This window comes from Candidatus Hydrogenedentota bacterium (assembly GCA_035450225.1).
Lineage (GTDB): Bacteria > Hydrogenedentota > Hydrogenedentia > Hydrogenedentales > SLHB01 > DSVR01.
In genome coordinates this window covers 89,914-106,378 of the sequence record DAOTMJ010000011.1, presented here as the reverse complement: position 1 = coordinate 106,378, position 16,465 = coordinate 89,914, and the positions used below count along the sequence as shown (strand labels likewise).

Below are 16,465 nucleotides of genomic sequence, written 5' to 3'. Positions count from 1 at the left end.
ACCACACGCGCAGGGCGAGCGGCTTTTCCGTCGCGCTGTCAGAAAAGCGATTCCTGATCGGCATCGCGGGGCGTAAGGCCGAAATGCCGGTACGCACGCGGCGTGGCGACCCGGCCCTGCTGCGTGCGCTTGAGGAAGCCGATTTGAATGAGGTACGGCTCGTGGACCTCTTCGAGCGTCTGGGGTTCTTCGCCCACGGAGACCGCCAGCGACGACAATCCGACGGGACCACCGGCGAACTTGTCTATGATCGCATGGAGAATATGGCGATCCATATCGTCGAGGCCGAGGTCGTCAATGCGGAGAAGTTCGAGCGCGCGCCGGGCCATGTCCCGCGTGACGGTGCCATCGCCCTTGACCTGCGCATAGTCGCGAACGCGGCGGAACAGCCGGTTGGCGATGCGCGCCGTGCCGCGCGAACGCGCCGCGATTTCAAGCGCGCCCTCGGACTCGATGGCGGTATTGAAGATGCGCGCCGAACGCATCACGATGCATTCGAGCTCTTCGGGACTGTAGAACTCGAGCCGGCACGTGTCGCCGAATCGCGCGCGCAACGGCGGCGTGAGGAGTCCGGCCCGCGTGGTCGCGCCGATCAGCGTGAAGGGTTTCAGGCCGATCTTGAGAGATCGGGCTGTCGGCCCCTTGCCGAGCATGATGTCCACCTCGAAATCCTCCATCGCCGAGTACAGCGTTTCTTCGACGGCATGGTTGAGCCGGTGGATCTCGTCAATGAACAGGATATCGTGTTCTTCGAGGCTGGTCAGAATGGCCGAAAGGTCGGCCTGCCGCTCGATGACAGGGCCGGAAGACGACTTGATGTCCACGCCCATTTCATTGGCGAGGATGCGCGCAAGCGTCGTCTTGCCCAGGCCCGGCGGTCCGCAGAGCAGCAGATGATCGAGCGGTTCGCCGCGTTGCCTGGACGCCTGAATCGAGATGCGCAGTTTTTCCTTGATGGCCTCCTGCCCGGGGAAATCCTCGAGCCGCTTCGGCCGGATCTGATCGTCGAAGACCTGATCGTCGTCGAACGGCTTCGGGTTGATGATTTCATCAATGGGCATGGCGCGACCTGTGGGATTGGATGGGGGCAGGCATGGGACCGATCAGACCGATCGGACGGGTCGGGCAACGCGCACAAACCGCGTCCCTTTTCCGGACGCCGGGATCCGCGTTTCGCCTTGTAGACCCTGTATGTTCCATACGTCCCATGTGTCCTGTCGCGCCTGGTTATACCCGCGCGAGACTGCGCAGCGCGGCCTTGGCCAGTTCCTCGACGGCCGCGTCCGCGCCGAGTTGTTTACGGGCGGTGGCCGCGGCTTTCCGGGCCTCGCCCAGCGTACAGCCCAGCGCGCACAACGCCGCGATCACGTCGTCCGACTCCGGCTGGCCGCCTTCGGCCTGTTCGCCGAGGATCGCGCTGAGTTCGGCATCTTCGCCCATCCGCGTCTTCAATTCAAGCACGACGCGTTGGGCGGTTTTCTTGCCGACGCCGTTTACCCGGGTAAACGCTTTGACATCGCTTTCAAGCACGGCCCGCCGAAATTCCGCAACACTCATCGCCGAGAGAATCGTGAGCGCCATCCTCGGTCCGACGCCCGTAATGCCCAACAGCGTGCGAAACACCCCGCGTTCGTCCTCGCTCAGAAATCCGAAGATCTGAAACGCGTCCTCGCGGATGTGGCAATGCGTCAGCAGCGTCGCTTCCTGCTGGATCGCCAGCTTGCGCGCGACGCCGTCCGGAACGCTGATTTCATACCCGACGCCGTTGACGTCGAGTTCGATGTGCTCCGCCGTCTTGTGCGCGACCGTGCCCCGCAGAAACGCGAACATGATTCCGTTTATTCCTCTTTGTAGGACAACGTGAAGCCTTTGCCCGTGACGACACATTCGTCCACCACCGGAACCTCGCCCGATTCCGGCAAGACGATCCTCATCGTCGTCGCGGATACTATATCACGATGGATATCCACACCCGGCATCACGCGAACGAGTTCCATGCCGCGTTCGGTCAGGCGAAACACGCCGACCGTTGTCACATAGAACACCTTCTTGCCATGTTTCAAGGCCTGCCGGCCGCTGAATGTGATTTCCGACACCTTTTCGATGAACTTACAGGGACCGGGCTGCCTGATCCGGAGTTTGCCGCCGTCAATCGCGATCTCGGATCGCGTCATCCACGCCGTCACGAAAATGATTGTTCTGGCGCCCGTCGTAATGTCAATGAATCCGCCTGGCCCGACGTAGTTCCTCGGATCGTCGCCGCGCCTGGACACGTTGACGTTGCCCTCGCTGTCCGCCTCGACCACGCCCAACATGGTCACGTCGAGCCTGGATGCAATGATTCTAAAGATTTCCGGCGTCGAAACCATCTGACGCGGGCAGGCGGCCGCTCCAAAAAACACGCCGGGCGCCGGCAAGCCGCCGATGACGCCGCTCTCGGTAAACACGGTTACTTCTTTCAACAATCCCGCCTCGTGGAGCATGCGGCATGCCTCCTCGGGCAAACCGACACCGATGTTCACATACGACCCTTTCTTGACGTTCTCCGCGAACACCGTTGCCGCGAGCCGTGCCAGCACATTGTCAATTTCGCTGCGGACCGGCGTGATTTTCAGGAAGGCGTTGATAAAGCGGAGGCGTTCGATGGCCTCGTCAATCGGCATGTCGCTGTGGGTCGTGAGCATCGGCCAGTACTTGCGGTGCTTGATCGAAACCGCCTGCTCGCAGCGGGGATCCACCACGATGGCGTCCACGTCCCGCGAGGGAATGATCAAATCGCCTTCGGGACCGTCCACGACGCGTCCGACATTCACGATGACCCGGCCGCCGTTGCGGCGCGCCGCGCGGACCACATCGAAACTCTCGCCGATGATCGAGGCGTTGCGCAGATACACGTTTCCCTCGCGGTCCGCGGATGGCGCACCGAACATGGCCACCGTGATTTTCGGCGCCCGGTAGCGCAGCATGTCGCCTTCGACCGAGATCAACTGTTCGGCGTTCGGATCGAAGATGTGCGAGCCGGGGCCGACGCGCGGGTCCAGAAACGTGCCCACGCCGGTCGGCGTCACGATCGAATCCTCGCCACGGCCCTGCGCCTCTATCAGAAACGCCACGACCCCCTGCGGCAGGCATTGAATCTCGCATTTCCCCTTTGCCGCGAGGCGAAGAATCGCCTTGAAGGTTTCCTGATGGCCGGCGATGTGCCGCGTGCAAAGCCCTTCGAGCCCGAGTTCCTCCATGCTGCCGGGCACTTTGCCCCGGCCGCCCTGCCCCCCCGAGCAGAGGAGCGTCAATCCGGCCGGGTGGCCCGTCTGCTCGTAGACTTCGCGGATGGCCCAATAGAGTATCGCCGCGCGCTGGTTGCCCGCGATGCCCGACGTCGCGATGACGTCGCCGTCGCGGATTAGGGCGACCGCGTCGCGGGCGCTCATGAATTTGTTGTTGCCATCGGCGGAATAACGGTAGCGCGTGTCGCGCTTGGCCCAGGTGAGCCTCCATCGAATCAGATGCTGGGCCAAATAGGCTTTCGTGACGATATTCATGCCGCGTACTTCCTCAACGGCCCGCGGCCCACCGGCCCCGGGGTTAGACTCCCTCGTTGTGTAGTGCAAAATTCCGCGGCCCACCGGCCGGGAAGGATTACCGCTGCAAGGCCGTCCCGTACTGGCGCTTGTAATACGCGAGGTACTCGCCGGTCTTGATGGGGCGCCACCACCATTCGTTCTCCCGGTACCAGCGCACCGTGAGCGCGACGCCCTCGTCCCAGTCCATTTTTGGACTCCACCCAAGCGCCTTCAGTTTCGCGGCGTCAATCGAATAGCGCTTGTCGTGGCCGGGACGGTCGGGAACCAGCCGGATCAGGTCTTCGCCGCGCCCCGTCAACTCGAGGATCCGGCGCGTCAGTTCAATGTTTTCGCGTTCGTTGCCCCCGGCGATGTTGTAGATTTCCCCCGGTTTGCCGTGCCGGAGCGCGCAGTCTATCCCGCTGCAATGATCCCGCACATACAGCCAGTCGCGCACGTTGTGTTCGCCGCCCTTGTACAACGGAAGCGGCAGCCCGTCAATCGCGTTGGTGGCGAAAAGCGGCAGGACCTTTTCGGGATACTGATGCGATCCGTAGGTGTTCGACCCGCGCGTAATCACGACCGGCGTGCCGAACGTGTGGAAATACGACCGGCCGATCAGTTCCCCGCCGGCCTTGCTCGCCGCATACGGGTTGCGCGGATTGATTGGATCGCTTTCCTTGAAGGAGCCCTCCGAAATGCTCCCGTACACCTCGTCGGTCGAAACGAGCAGCACCCGCGCCATGCCCAGCGATTTCGCGGCCTCGACGATGTTGTACACGCCCCGGACGTCCGTGTCTATGAATTCCGACGCGCCCGCGATGCTGCGATCCACATGGGTCTCGGCGGCGAAATTGACCACCGCGTCGCAGCCTTCCATGGCCTGCCGGACGGCTGCCGCATCGGCGATGTCGCCCTTTACGAACGAATATCGCGACTCGTCAATCCCCTTGAGGTTTTCAGGGTTGCCTGCATAGGTCAGCTTGTCGAAATTCACGATGCGGACATCGGGATAGGTGTCCAGTTGATATTTGACGAAATGCGAACCGATAAATCCGGCTCCACCCGTGACCATTATCCGCTTCATGCCGTTCGGCGCCTCTTTTCACCAAGGTCGATCGCGGGACAGGCTGGACAGCCTGTCCCACGCTTCAAGTATAGCCAAGCGCCCGGAAATTTGTCTAACCCGCCGGCAGGAATCCTGAATCCATCCGCACATGAAAAAACGCATGACCGGGAAACCCGGCCATGCGTCTATTTGATTATCGGAGTTGGGACTGTGAAATCAGCTGCTTATGACCGCGCCGATCACCGTCGCCATACCCGGATTGAGCGGTTGCGCGCCCGGATACTTGATGAACTCGACATGACCGTCGAGATACAGCACGTTGCAGCCGCCCGGAACGTGGTTGAAGTACTTGATGGCCTTGCCCTGGCCGAACGCATCCAGCATCGTGAAGATGATGCTCTGCGCCTGGGCCGTCGCCGCCGGATTGTTGATGTCGGTGATCGTGAAGCGCTCGATGCCTTCGCGCAGGCGATACATCGTATTGCCGCCGCCGTTGCCTTCGCCCATGAACGGCGCCGTCATCGAACTTTCGAGTTTGAAGTGCAGGTCAACATCGGAAATCTCGATGGCCTTCGCGGAAATCTGTTCCGCCGGAGCCCCTGCCACAGGCAAGGCGGCCTCCACCAGCGCATTGAAGAAACCGGCGAACTGCGCCGGAACATCCACGTCGCCCACGTCGGGCGGGAGTTCGCCGAAGCCGCCCAGATTCACCGCGCTGAGCTGCACGATGCCGTTGTCGGTGGCTTGGTCCGAAAGACGGTCGAAGAGCCAGCCAAAATAGGCGTAGCTCATGGCCGTATCATCCTTGCGGCCCCATGCGTCACGGCTGACTTCGTCATCGCCAAATCCGCCCGTGAAGTTGAACCGTTCTCCAACCGCGCCATGATAGCGAAGGTCGTCCACCTTGGCTTCGGAATCCGAAGGACAACGGTAGATGTTCGGATCCGTCAGGTATTCCGGGAAAATGGCGTCGTTGCGGGGCATCAACGCAAATTTGGTCTTCAAAGATCCATCCAAATACCTTGCGTCGAATTGCAGCGTGGGCCACTTCTGCGACGGGGATTCATTCGAGTACATCTTGAGAATGACGCCCCACTGCTTCAGGTTGTTCTGGCAGCTCGACCGGCGGGCCGATTCGCGGGCACGGGCCAGCGCCGGCAGCAAGATCGCCGCCAGAATGCCGATGATGGCGATTACCACCAACAGCTCGATCAGGGTAAAACCTTTCTTACGCATATGAATTCTCCTTGTGTTGCCCGGCCGTTTGCGTTTCCGGCGCCGCACGCGCCGAAACAACGACCGGTTCCTGTTCCTAGTTTACCATATCCCGGCCCGCTTGATCATCTGTTGCGATGCCGCCATGTAAACCGTTGCCTCTTGCTTGCGCCATACCACATGTCCGTCTTTCCGGCACGTCACCGGTGACAATTGAGTCTATCATTCCCCGGGGCATTTGTCAAGAAGTTTTTTTCATGGCTGTCAATTACCATGAAGAAAAATGGAAATAATCCACAGCCATCCCATAGAGATTTGAAAGAGGGCTGACTCGGGGTCAAGATTCTCCATGTCAGGAACACCGCTGCGGCACGGCCGCGGCGAGGGAGAAGATTGCCATGAAATCAGCCCGGTCAAAGTTTAGCACATTGCAGCAGATATGCACCTACATCCCCGGCCACCTGGTGGCGAAGCAGGCGCGCAAGTACGGAGTGGACGAGCAGGCGCGCACCTTCAGTCCGTGGAGCCATATCGTCGCATTGCTCTACGCACAACTTTCTCACGCGATAGGATTGAATAACGTCTGCGACGGCATGCGCATGCACGTGAGCAAGTTGTTCGCCATCCGAGGCGCAACGCCGCCCGCCCGCAACACGCTGTCGCACGCCAATAAGATTCGATCGGCGCAAATGGCCGAGGACTTGTTCTGGGCCGTGCTTGAACACCTCATGGCAACGATGCCGTCGTTCGGCGGCAAGACGTACCGGGGATTTCCCCGGCGTTTCAAACGCATGATTCACGTGGTCGACTCCAGCACTATTCAGTTGATCGCGAACTGCATGGACTGGGCTAAACACCGGCGCAAAAAGGCTGCGGCGAAATTGCACCTGCGTCTGAATCTCCAGAGTTTCCTTCCCAAGTTCGCCATCGTCGACACGGCCGGCCACAACGACAACAAACGCGCGCGCGAACTCTGCGCGGACATCGGCGCCGGCGAAATCGTGTTGTTCGACAAGGCGTACGTGGATTTTGAGCACCTGTACGACTTGGACGCGCGCGGCGTGTCGTGGGTGACGCGCGCGAAGGACAACCTGCAATATCGTTGCGTCAAGCGCCGTATCCGGCGTGCGCAAGGCCGCATCCTGCGCGATGATGAAATCGTATTGCGCACGCCCGCGACGCGCCAACACTATCCCAAGCGCCTGCGTTTGGTGCACGCCATCGTAGAGCGCGATGGCAAGGACGTCGAAATGGTATTCATCACCAACAACTTCGAGTGGGCGCCGGAGACGGTTGCGGACTTGTACAAACACCGTTGGGGTATCGAAGCCTTTTTCAAACAGATCAAGCAGACGCTCCAGTTGTGCGACTTCCAGGGCCACAGCAAGAATGCTATTCAGTGGCAAGTCTGGATGGCGCTGCTGGTCTATGTGTTGCTTCGTTTCGTGGCACATCTCAGCCAGTGGCCGCATAGTTTCACCCGGCTGTTCGGCTTGGTGCGCGCCTGCCTGTGGACGCGCCGCGATCTACTCGTTACCCTGCAGAGCTATGGGACAGCAGGTGGCGACTTCCGCTTGCTTGCCGCACCCCAGCAAGCGTATTTGCCCGGATTTGCATCGGGATAGTTGGGTGCGTCCCGTAGTCTATGGGACAGCACGTGACGGTTTCACGGGCACAAAGCCAAAAACAGTTCATAATTCACAATCGACAATTCCAGGTTGACACGGTGGCGAAGGCTGCCCTATAACGACTTACGAAAAGAGTGCGGGCTTTTCTGAAGCCCTATGGGATGTCTGTGGAAATAATCATTATTTTTAGGCGCTTGACAGAAATGAAATTCGGAATGTATACTGTTATCGTGTATGGTAACCGATTACTTTATTGGGGTTGTATCCCGGAATCAAGGCCCTGTAGCCGATGATCCGCGGGCTGGTAAACGTAATTCGATCGATATAATCTGACCGTGGAGTTAGAATAAATGGGTGCTCGCAAGGACAAACAGGGGGATGCCGCATTGAATCGCGAACCGGATCGCGAGTGGACCATTTACGATATCGCACGCGAGGCCGGGGTATCGGCCAAGACGGTCAGCCGCGTATTGAACCAGAAAGACGGGGTCAGCAAAGAAACGCGCGAGCGGATCCTGTCCATCATGCGCGCCGTGGACTACCACGCCAACATCGGGGCGCGGGGTCTGCGCGGCAAGATGCGGGGCTGCATCGGCCTGACGGTGGCCGCACCCTTGAGCGAGGTGCCCGTGAGCCAGGGATTGTTTCTCTGGCTTTTCGACGAGTTGTACCGGACGTTCGGCGTTCGCGGGGAATACCTCTGCTTCGATTTGAATCCCTATTTCGGCGGAACGACCACGGATTACGCGCGGGGCATCTGGGAAAAATTGTACAAGGCGTGCATCGTCGTCGGCCCGTTGCCGTACAACGACAGGGCCATCCACCGCGTGCATCGCAGCGGCATGCCGTATGTGGCGTTTGGCCGGCTGGACAGTCTTCCGGACTGCAGTTGCGCCACGGTGGATTACGAGGAGGGCGTGCGGGTCAGCACGCGGTTTCTGATTGATCGCGGCCATCGGCGCATCGCCATGCTTCGGGCGCTGACCGGTTTTCAACCGGGCGTGGAGCGGTTCCGGGGCTATGCCAAGGCGCTCGAGGAAGCCGGCATTCCCGTGGATGAACGGTTGGTCCGTTCGGCGACTTTCGGCGCGCGCAGCATCGCCGACGAGGTGTACCGGCTGCTGGCCGACACCGGCGTGACGGCGTTGATTGACTGCAGCGCCACGGAAGACGCCACGGCGCTGCGGGAAGGCGCGCGCCGTGCGGGACGCGTGCCCGGCAAGGATTTCGAGATTGTGGCATGGACCTACGCGGACAACGCCGCCGTGTTGCGCGAGGCGAGCGCCCATGTTTGGCTGCCCGTTCGCGAGGCGGCCGCCGAGGGCATCGAGCGGCTGGCCGCATGGATCCGCGGAGAGGATCCCGGACCTTTCCAAATCGTCCGTCGGCCCGTGTTGCACGAAATCGTCGAGAACGGCGAAGTCCCCAAGCCGAAACGCCTGTTCGAGTTGCTTGCCTGACGCCGCCGGTTGCCTCTCTGCCGGCCGCCATTCCGCCCCGCGAAATGCGGCGGCGGCGGCCATGAAAGGCGTCGCGCTGCGCGAGCGATGCGCAAAGTTGATTCTCCGGCCCAAAATTCGGTATAGTACTTTTTCTTGACAAGCATGCGCGGATTGCGCGCAGGGTGGATTGCGCCCGATGGGCATGCGGAAAATCGTTTTGCACGGATAACGAAAAGGGTTGGTATGAGCAAGTATACAGGACCAAAACACAAGTTGTGCCGCCGGTTGGGTTCGTGTTTGTGGGGCAGCCCGAAATGCCCTTCGATCAAACGTCCGTTTGCCCCCGGGCAGCACGGGCAGTCGGGACGCCGCAAGATGTCGGTTTACGGCCAGCAGTTGCTGGACAAGCAGAAAATCCGGCTGCATTACGGACTGCTCGAACGCCAGATGCGCAAGACGTTCGCGCTTGCGCAACGCATGGGCGGCGTTACGGGCACGAATCTGCTGATGCTGCTCGAGTCCCGGCTGGATTGCGTGTTGTACCGGATGGGTTTCGCGCCGACGATTCCGGCCGCCCGCCAAATCGTCGTGCATGGCCATGTGCTCGTGAACGGCAAAAGGGTGGATCGTCCGTCGTTTCAGGTCAAGCCGGGCATGACCGTCAGCATCCGCGAACGCAGCCGGAAGATGCCCATGATCGCGGAAGGCGCCGAATCCATTCCGGCCGCCTTGCCGGAATATCTCGAACGGTCTCCGAGATCGTTCGAAGGCAAGATGATCGCAACCCCGAATCTCGAAACCATCCCGTTCAAGGCGGAAACCGCCGGCGTGATTGGTTTCTATTCGCGCTGAACCCCGATTGATTCGTCGAGGCGGGCCGTGCATGCGGCTCGCCTTTTTTATTGCAACGAGTATCAGAAGCCGTTAACCGGTTGCCCGGAGTTGTCGTATGTCCGTCGGTTTGCCCCCTCTCGCGGTGACGCAAGCGGTGTGTTCGGCCTTTGCCGAAGGCGCGCGCGTGACCGAAGTTGTCGGCCCGTGGGGATCGGCCAAAACGATCGTGGCCCTGCAAACGGCGCGCGCGCTCGATCGATCGCTCTTGATCGTTTCACGGGGTCGAGCGGAAGCGGAAGGCGTTTTCGAGGACCTTTGCACCTTCGCGGGCGAATCATCGAGCGCCTTGTTTCCCGCGTGGGAAGTCCTGCCGTCGGACGTCATGCCGCCCGCGGACGACATCATGGCCGAACGGATGAACACGCTCGAACGCATGGCTGCGGCGTCGAAGGCCGGAAAGCCCCTTCACGTGGCGTTGCCGCTCGATGCCCTCCTGCAATATGTGCCGCGCGCGGATCGTCTTTTCGAGCCAAGCCTTCGCCTGCGGGTAGGCGAGGAGCACGACCTTGAGGAGTTGATAGGCAAACTCGTGCGGCTCGGATACCGCCGCGAGTTGATGGTCGAGCAGCGCGGCGAAATCAGCGTGCGCGGCGGCATCCTCGATCTCTTCCCCATTTCGAGCGAACTGCCGTATCGCGTTGAATTCTTCGGCGATACCATCGAGTCCATCCGACGCTTCGAGCCGGAAACGCAGCGCAGCGTGGAATCCGTCCAGGAGGCGTTCATTCTGCCACGATCGGAAAAGGACTTGCTCGAAGCCCATGCGGATGGATCCGGTGCGATCGTGCCGATCACGGCCTATCTGCCGGACAACGCGCTGATTGTCCTCGATGAGCCGCTGGCGCTGGCCGAAGAGGCAAACGCGATCAGACGCCAGGTTGCCGGGAATCGTTTTTTCATGTCGTGGGACGATGCCCTCAAGCATCTGGATTCTTTCGCGCGCCTGTCATTGGCACAGCTTGCGCACGATCGCGTGTCTTCGAGCCGCCGGATTACGGCCACGATGCACGCCGTTTCGGGGTGGACAGGCAACATGGCCGGTTTCTGGCGTCAATTGACGGAATGGGACAAGGCCGGTTACCGGGTTGTCCTGATTGGACACACGCCGGGCGAACGCAAGCGGCTGCTTGAACTGCTTGAGGGGCAGGGGTATCGGCCAGGGCATGACCGGTTCGATCTGCGCGTCGAATTGGGCCGGCTGCATGCGGGATTTGCGTCCACCAGCGACCGCCTTGCCGTCCTCAGCGAACGCGAAATATTCGGGCGGCATTACGTCCGGCGCGTGCGGCGGCGTTTCGAGGCCGGCGAATCCATCACGGCGTTCAGCGATTTGCGCACCGGAGATTACGTCGTTCACGAAATACACGGCATCGGACGCTATGAAGGACTCCGTCGTTTCGAGGGCAAGACAGGCGATTTCCTCGCCGTGCGCTACACGGGCGGCGACATGCTGTACGTTCCCGCGACGCGCGTGGACCTCGTGCAGAAGTATATCGGGGACGAAAACATTGCGCCGAAACTCGACCGAATCGGCGGCGCTACGTGGGCGCGCACCAAGAAGCGCATTCGGAAGGCCGTTCACGACATGACGGCGGAATTGGTCAAACTCTATGCCGCCCGCGCTTCCGAGGAAGGCTTCGCTTTTTCGGAGGACACACCGTGGCAGCGGGAGTTTGAAGACTCGTTTGAATACGACGAGACGCCCGATCAGGCCCGCGCCATCGCCGAAGTCAAGGCGGACATGCAATCGCCGAAGATCATGGACCGGTTGGTGTGCGGCGACGTGGGTTTCGGCAAGACGGAAGTGGCCATCCGCGCCGCGTTCAAGGCGGTGATGGACTCACGCCAGGTCGCCGTGCTCGTGCCGACCACCGTGCTGGCGCAACAGCATTTCACCACTTTTACGGAACGCATGGCGGACTATCCCATCCGCATCGAAATGCTGAGCCGTTTCCAGACCGCGAAGAAACAGAAAGCCACGATCGAGCGGCTCAAATCCGGCGAGGTGGACATCGTCATCGGGACGCACCGCCTCGCATCGAAAGATGTCGCGTTCAAAAATCTCGGCCTACTCATCATAGACGAGGAACAGCGATTCGGCGTGGCGCAGAAGGAAAAGTTGAAGCAGCTGCGGCGACATGTGGACGTGCTTACGCTGACCGCCACGCCGATTCCGCGCACCCTTCATCTATCGCTGAGCGGCATCCGCGACATGAGCCTGATCAACACGGCGCCGAACGATCGCCTGCCGATCCACACCTGCATCGAAACCTACGACGAGTCGTTGATCCAGGAAGCCATTCTGCGCGAGATGCGCCGCGAGGGCCAAGTCTTTTTCCTGCACAACCGCGTGCAGACGATTCTGTCCGTGGCGGAACGCATCCGTAAACTCGTTCCTGCGGCGCGGGTGGCCGTCGCGCACGGACAGATGCACGAGCATCGTCTCGAAGAAGTCATGTCGGCCTTTATCCGGCGCGAAATTGACGTGCTCGTGTGCACGACGATTATCGGATCCGGCCTGGACATTCCCAACGCCAACACGATCATCGTGGATCGCGCGGACCGTTTCGGCCTGGCGGAGTTGTACCAGTTGCGCGGGCGCGTTGGACGCTACAAGCACCGCGCGTTCGCTTACCTGCTGATCCCCGGCGACCGCATACCCACCGAAGACGCGCAGAAACGGCTGAAAGCGCTCGAGGAGTTTTCGACGCTGGGGTCGGGTTTCCGCATCGCGATGCGCGACCTCGAAATCCGCGGGTGCGGCAACATACTCGGCGGCCAGCAACACGGCCATATCGTCTCCGTCGGCTATGAAACCTACGCGCAATTGCTGCGCGAGGCTGTGGCCGAGATCAAGGGCGAACCGCTCGCGCACCGGGTCATGCCGCCGTTCGACGTGGCCGTCGAGGCGTACATTCCTGAAGCCTATGTGCCTTCCGAGGCCCAGAAAATCACCCTGTACAAGCGCATCGCCGGCATTGCGACGGTTGAGGATGCGCGCGAGATGGTCCACGAACTCACGGATCGTTTCGGCAAGCCACCCGCGCCGGTGCGCCGGTTGATTGACATCATGCGCGTCCGTGCCCTCGGCGCCGACGCCGCCGTAAAAACGATAACAGCGACACGCGATTCAATCCGAATCGAGTTTGAGTCCCCGCGAATCGTCCACAAGGCCAAGGCGCTGCTCACCGAACAGTTCGGACGCCGCGTGACCTTTTCCGGCGGGGGCAGACCCGCGATCTGTTTTGAACTCGCGCAGCATGACGATCCGATCCGGTGCGCCGGGGAATTGCTCGCTTTCCTCGCGGAATTCTAACCGCGCCCCCGATGACATTCCTTTCTTTTTGGATTTGCGGAAGGACACCCGGACGGTCACGATTTTCCCGGGGGCAAGGGATACAGACACGATACGGCCGCGAAACAAAATCGCGCCGCCGGGGAGTTCCTCCAGCGTGACGAGTTCGGCCCTGGCGACGGGCCATGCCCATTCGAGTACGGCTTGAAGAGCGGCCTTCGCCGGGTTGAAGAGACGGAGGATGTACCCGTCGCCGCTTTCGGCTCGTTTGAGCGCACTGAGTACGGCGTTTGCGGGCGCCACTTGGAGGAATCCGAACTGCCACGGCAAATCGCCCTCGTGCGCGCCGGCTTGGGCGGGTTCGAGCGGCAACAGGAGCCGGTCGGATTCGTGAAACAGGCCGGCATTTTCCCATGTTCCCTTGTGCGGAACGATGCGATAGCGGAACTCGTGCGCGCCGAAACATTGGGATCCGGGCATTTCGGGATGAATGTCCCAGCGTTTACTGACGGTCGTCAGCGACACTTCGAACGCACGCATGAGCGTGATTGCGATGGCTCGATCCTCATCGGGCGTGACTTGGTATTCGCGCAGGCCATCGTTGACGATGGCAAGGCCCGCCTTGCCGTCGGACACGTCCACGAAGCGGTGCATCGGAAAGGTCGGCGATTTCGAGTCCTTCCACGGACTTTTGCGTCCGAACACGACTTCGCGCTCGACGACATCGAAAGCGCTCTCGACATGGCAGTTTTTCGCCTTGAGATACGTCGGAAACATGACGCGGAGGCGGTGATTCCTGCACGTGTTCTCGAACCGCGTGACGACTTCGACGGCGCGCGCGCCGCGTTCGAGCGTGAAGTCCGAAACGATGGTCATCGGGCGTCGTTCGTCCGTTCGCCGCGAATTATTTTCGCCGCCGTCGAGACGCTTCCATGGATCGCCGCCGTTCTCGTCGAGTCCGACAGGAATTTGCAGGGTGTATTCGACACGATACCGCGCGCGGAACGGCGTGTCTTCTTCAAGCGTGACGCGCGCGGGCGTCCCGATGGTCGTGACGACGCTGTCGCGCGCCGGTTCGATGTGCATCCACGCGTGGCCGGCCTCCCCGCTGTCCTCGAAATAGTGCAAACCGTCGAAGTGTTCACCGGTCAACATGTCCTCGATGTGCAGCGTGCCGTCGGGCATGATCCACACATGCAGGAATTCATTCGCCATCGAATTGTTGCCGGTGACGAGCGATCCGCGCAACGTACACGGGCACGCGACGAGTTTGTACGTCGTATACCCGAGGCCCGGCACGGCGTAGACTTCGAACTGGATGCGGACGCGTTCGCAGGTCATCATGGCGGTCGCGTCGCCCGCGTGGTTGACGACGGCATGGTGCGGGTGGCGCGTCAAGACATGGACGGGAACGCGGACAGGAACGGACGAGCGCGTTGAGCATTCGACGAGCGACAACGCGGGAAATGCGTTTGGCGGCACATCGAGCGTAGCCGTAACAATCTCGCTGCGGGGATACGGCGAGGGATTGAAAACGGTTAGCAGGATATCGTTCGGCTTGGCCCCGGAATGATTGATGCGGACCTGGATCGCTTGCAGGGCCCGCCGCTTGACGCCCCGCGAAATGTTGACCACCTGCCGCAGACGGTAATTCATGTCCTGCTCGATGTCGTCCACCCCTGTGCCTGCGATGCTGTCATGCGCGTGGCACTTCAGCAGGGTTTTCCACGCGAGATCGATCGCGGCGGCCGGATATTCAGCGCCGATCGTGGACGCAAACGCCGCGAACGGTTCGGCCCAGCGCTGCAAAACCGTTTCCGCGTGGACATTCAGGCGTTTCATGCGCGTGCGGCACGAAAGCACGTCGCTGTATAGATGAACGCGCGCGCCCATCGGCTTCGGCACGCGGCGTTCACCGCGCAGGACGGGCAGGTTGCGCGCTTCGCGCTTGATCTTTTCCATCAAGTCCGGCAGGTTGCCGTGGACAATTATATCCTTGCCGGCATACGGCCGTGCCGCCTCGATGATGCGCAGCGTGGCGGCGTCGGCCAAACTGCTGTCGTGGCCGTCCATGAACGCGAGGAAACGGGTCGTGGCCGTTTTGATTTCCGCTTCCCGCAACGAGCGGAATGCCTCCTTAAGATATTCGTCGTGGAATCCCGTTACCGGATCGAGCAGCAGGTGATGCTCCATGCAATGTGACTCGCCGCAAAGGTGGAATGGCAGACCGCCCTGCCCCCATTCGTATTCGCGGTCGTCAATGCGCGCGCCGTAGCGTATCCGGCGGTAGATGTTGTGATAGAAGTTGTACCGGGCTCCGGAACTCATCTGCGACGCGAACAGGCGGGTGCCATCGGACCCCTCGAACCAGAACTCGTTGGGTGTGTCGTCGTGCGACACGCCGTGGTAAAAGAGGATGGTGTCTATGCCGAATCCGGCGTAAATCTGCGGCATCTGGGACGGCTGGCCGTAGGAAAACGGCGTATAGCCGACTTTCATCACGTGTCCGAACCCGCGCGCGACTCGGTGGCCGTAAAGCAGGTTGCGGACCAGTGATTCGCCGTTCACACAGAACGCCTCGGGACATGTGTACCACGGCCCGACATACAGCCGTTTTTCCGTGACGTGTTTCGTGAGGATTTCCCGCTTTTCGGGACGCAACTCCAAATAATCCTCGAGGGGCACGGCTTGCGAATCGAGGAGATAGGAGTCGTAACCGGGTTCCTTTTCGAGGACATCGAGCAAGCGGTCGAAGAATTCGACCAGCATGAGCCGGGTCTCCTGAAAATCGTTGAGCCATTCACGATCCCAGTGCGTGTTCGAGATGACGTGGATTTCATGGGGTTTCTTCATGGCAATTCCTCCCGGAGTTCAGACGCCAGACGCCATAGCATAGCGCGAATTGGATCAGCAGCGCACCGGCGGCATTGGCGAGCATGTCGCCCGCTTCGCAAAATCGGTGCGGAACAAATAGTTGGTGAAACTCATCGAAGATTCCATACGCGGTCGCGAAAAGGGCGGGCGCCCAGAACTGCTTGGCAAACGACGCCGGCTTGCCCGAACGCCGGATGCCGGTGGACACCAACGCGGCCAAGCCACCGTAGACCGCGATATGGACGAGTTTGTCCTGTCCAGGGAACAGCGGCGTCGGGTCCACCGGACTCGCGCCCGACGACAGCCAGAAAATCCCCGCACAGTAGACAATAGTCAATACGGTAAAATGCAGTTTCAACGACTTCTTTCCGTTTAGGCAAACCATAGGGCCGACCAGCGGCCAGCCGATCACGAGCAGAATAAACTCCTCAACGTCAATTTACGCATGCCGAAGAATGCCGCGCAACGTCCCTCGGTCGAGTTCC

10 protein-coding genes and 1 pseudogene are annotated in these 16,465 nt (G+C 60.7%); 4 read left to right on the top strand and 7 right to left on the bottom strand.

The window, feature by feature from the left end; genetic code table 11:
* Positions 1-38 precede the first annotated feature (38 nt).
* The 5 genes from ruvB to P5540_08720 all read right to left on the bottom strand — a co-directional run bounded on the left by ruvB (position 39) and on the right by P5540_08720 (position 5,868).
* On the bottom strand, positions 39-1,061 hold the full coding sequence (gene ruvB / locus P5540_08740; protein ID HRT64903.1) for a Holliday junction branch migration DNA helicase RuvB: 1,023 nt from the start codon (positions 1,059-1,061) through the stop codon (positions 39-41).
* A 166-nt stretch (positions 1,062-1,227) separates the two neighbouring features.
* On the bottom strand, positions 1,228-1,830 hold the full coding sequence (ruvA, locus tag P5540_08735; protein ID HRT64902.1) for a Holliday junction branch migration protein RuvA: 603 nt from the start codon (positions 1,828-1,830) through the stop codon (positions 1,228-1,230).
* Positions 1,831-1,838: 8 nt separating this feature from the next.
* On the bottom strand, positions 1,839-3,542 hold the full coding sequence (locus tag P5540_08730; protein ID HRT64901.1) for a CoA-transferase: 1,704 nt from the start codon (positions 3,540-3,542) through the stop codon (positions 1,839-1,841).
* A gap of 97 nt (positions 3,543-3,639) precedes the next feature.
* Complete coding sequence (gene rfbB / locus P5540_08725; protein HRT64900.1) at positions 3,640-4,650, bottom strand: dTDP-glucose 4,6-dehydratase; 1,011 nt, start codon at positions 4,648-4,650, stop codon at positions 3,640-3,642.
* A gap of 198 nt (positions 4,651-4,848) precedes the next feature.
* Entirely contained in the window at positions 4,849-5,868 is a 1,020-nt protein-coding gene (locus P5540_08720; GenBank protein ID HRT64899.1) for a DUF1559 domain-containing protein, read from the bottom strand.
* 377 nt (positions 5,869-6,245) lie between these two features.
* Between P5540_08720 and P5540_08715 the strand changes: the two genes are divergently transcribed.
* The 4 genes from P5540_08715 to mfd all read left to right on the top strand — a co-directional run bounded on the left by P5540_08715 (position 6,246) and on the right by mfd (position 13,127).
* Complete coding sequence (locus tag P5540_08715) at positions 6,246-7,472, top strand: IS4 family transposase (GenBank protein HRT64898.1); 1,227 nt, start codon at positions 6,246-6,248, stop codon at positions 7,470-7,472.
* A gap of 353 nt (positions 7,473-7,825) precedes the next feature.
* Positions 7,826-8,935 carry a LacI family DNA-binding transcriptional regulator gene (locus tag P5540_08710; protein ID HRT64897.1) on the top strand — a complete coding sequence of 370 codons (1,110 nt, stop codon included), beginning with the start codon at positions 7,826-7,828 and terminating at the stop codon, positions 8,933-8,935.
* Between the two features lie 225 nt (positions 8,936-9,160).
* Positions 9,161-9,769, top strand: coding sequence for a 30S ribosomal protein S4 (rpsD, locus tag P5540_08705; GenBank protein HRT64896.1), 609 nt, complete (start codon positions 9,161-9,163; stop codon positions 9,767-9,769).
* A gap of 97 nt (positions 9,770-9,866) precedes the next feature.
* Complete coding sequence (mfd, locus tag P5540_08700) at positions 9,867-13,127, top strand: transcription-repair coupling factor (protein HRT64895.1); 3,261 nt, start codon at positions 9,867-9,869, stop codon at positions 13,125-13,127.
* 60 nt (positions 13,128-13,187) lie between these two features.
* Here the strand turns inward: mfd and P5540_08695 are convergent.
* Both P5540_08695 and P5540_08690 read right to left on the bottom strand, forming a co-directional pair.
* Positions 13,188-15,959, bottom strand: a pseudogene (locus P5540_08695) (glycoside hydrolase family 38 C-terminal domain-containing protein).
* Entirely contained in the window at positions 15,943-16,392 is a 450-nt protein-coding gene (locus P5540_08690; GenBank protein ID HRT64894.1) for a VanZ family protein, read from the bottom strand. The pseudogene P5540_08695 and the gene P5540_08690 overlap by 17 nt, the downstream one beginning before the upstream one ends.
* Positions 16,393-16,465 lie beyond the last annotated feature (73 nt).

Excerpts from the sequence above, each read along its gene's own strand:
- ruvB (HRT64903.1), bottom strand. The coding sequence starts at position 1,061 with ATGCCCATTGATGAAATCATCAACCCGAAGCCGTTCGACGACGATCAG.
- ruvA (HRT64902.1), bottom strand. The coding sequence starts at position 1,830 with ATGTTCGCGTTTCTGCGGGGCACGGTCGCGCACAAGACGGCGGAGCAC.
- P5540_08730 (HRT64901.1), bottom strand. The coding sequence starts at position 3,542 with ATGAATATCGTCACGAAAGCCTATTTGGCCCAGCATCTGATTCGATGG.
- rfbB (HRT64900.1), bottom strand. The coding sequence starts at position 4,650 with ATGAAGCGGATAATGGTCACGGGTGGAGCCGGATTTATCGGTTCGCAT.
- P5540_08720 (HRT64899.1), bottom strand. The coding sequence starts at position 5,868 with ATGCGTAAGAAAGGTTTTACCCTGATCGAGCTGTTGGTGGTAATCGCC.
- P5540_08715 (HRT64898.1), top strand. The coding sequence starts at position 6,246 with ATGAAATCAGCCCGGTCAAAGTTTAGCACATTGCAGCAGATATGCACC.
- P5540_08710 (HRT64897.1), top strand. The coding sequence starts at position 7,826 with ATGGGTGCTCGCAAGGACAAACAGGGGGATGCCGCATTGAATCGCGAA.
- rpsD (HRT64896.1), top strand. The coding sequence starts at position 9,161 with ATGAGCAAGTATACAGGACCAAAACACAAGTTGTGCCGCCGGTTGGGT.
- mfd (HRT64895.1), top strand. The coding sequence starts at position 9,867 with ATGTCCGTCGGTTTGCCCCCTCTCGCGGTGACGCAAGCGGTGTGTTCG.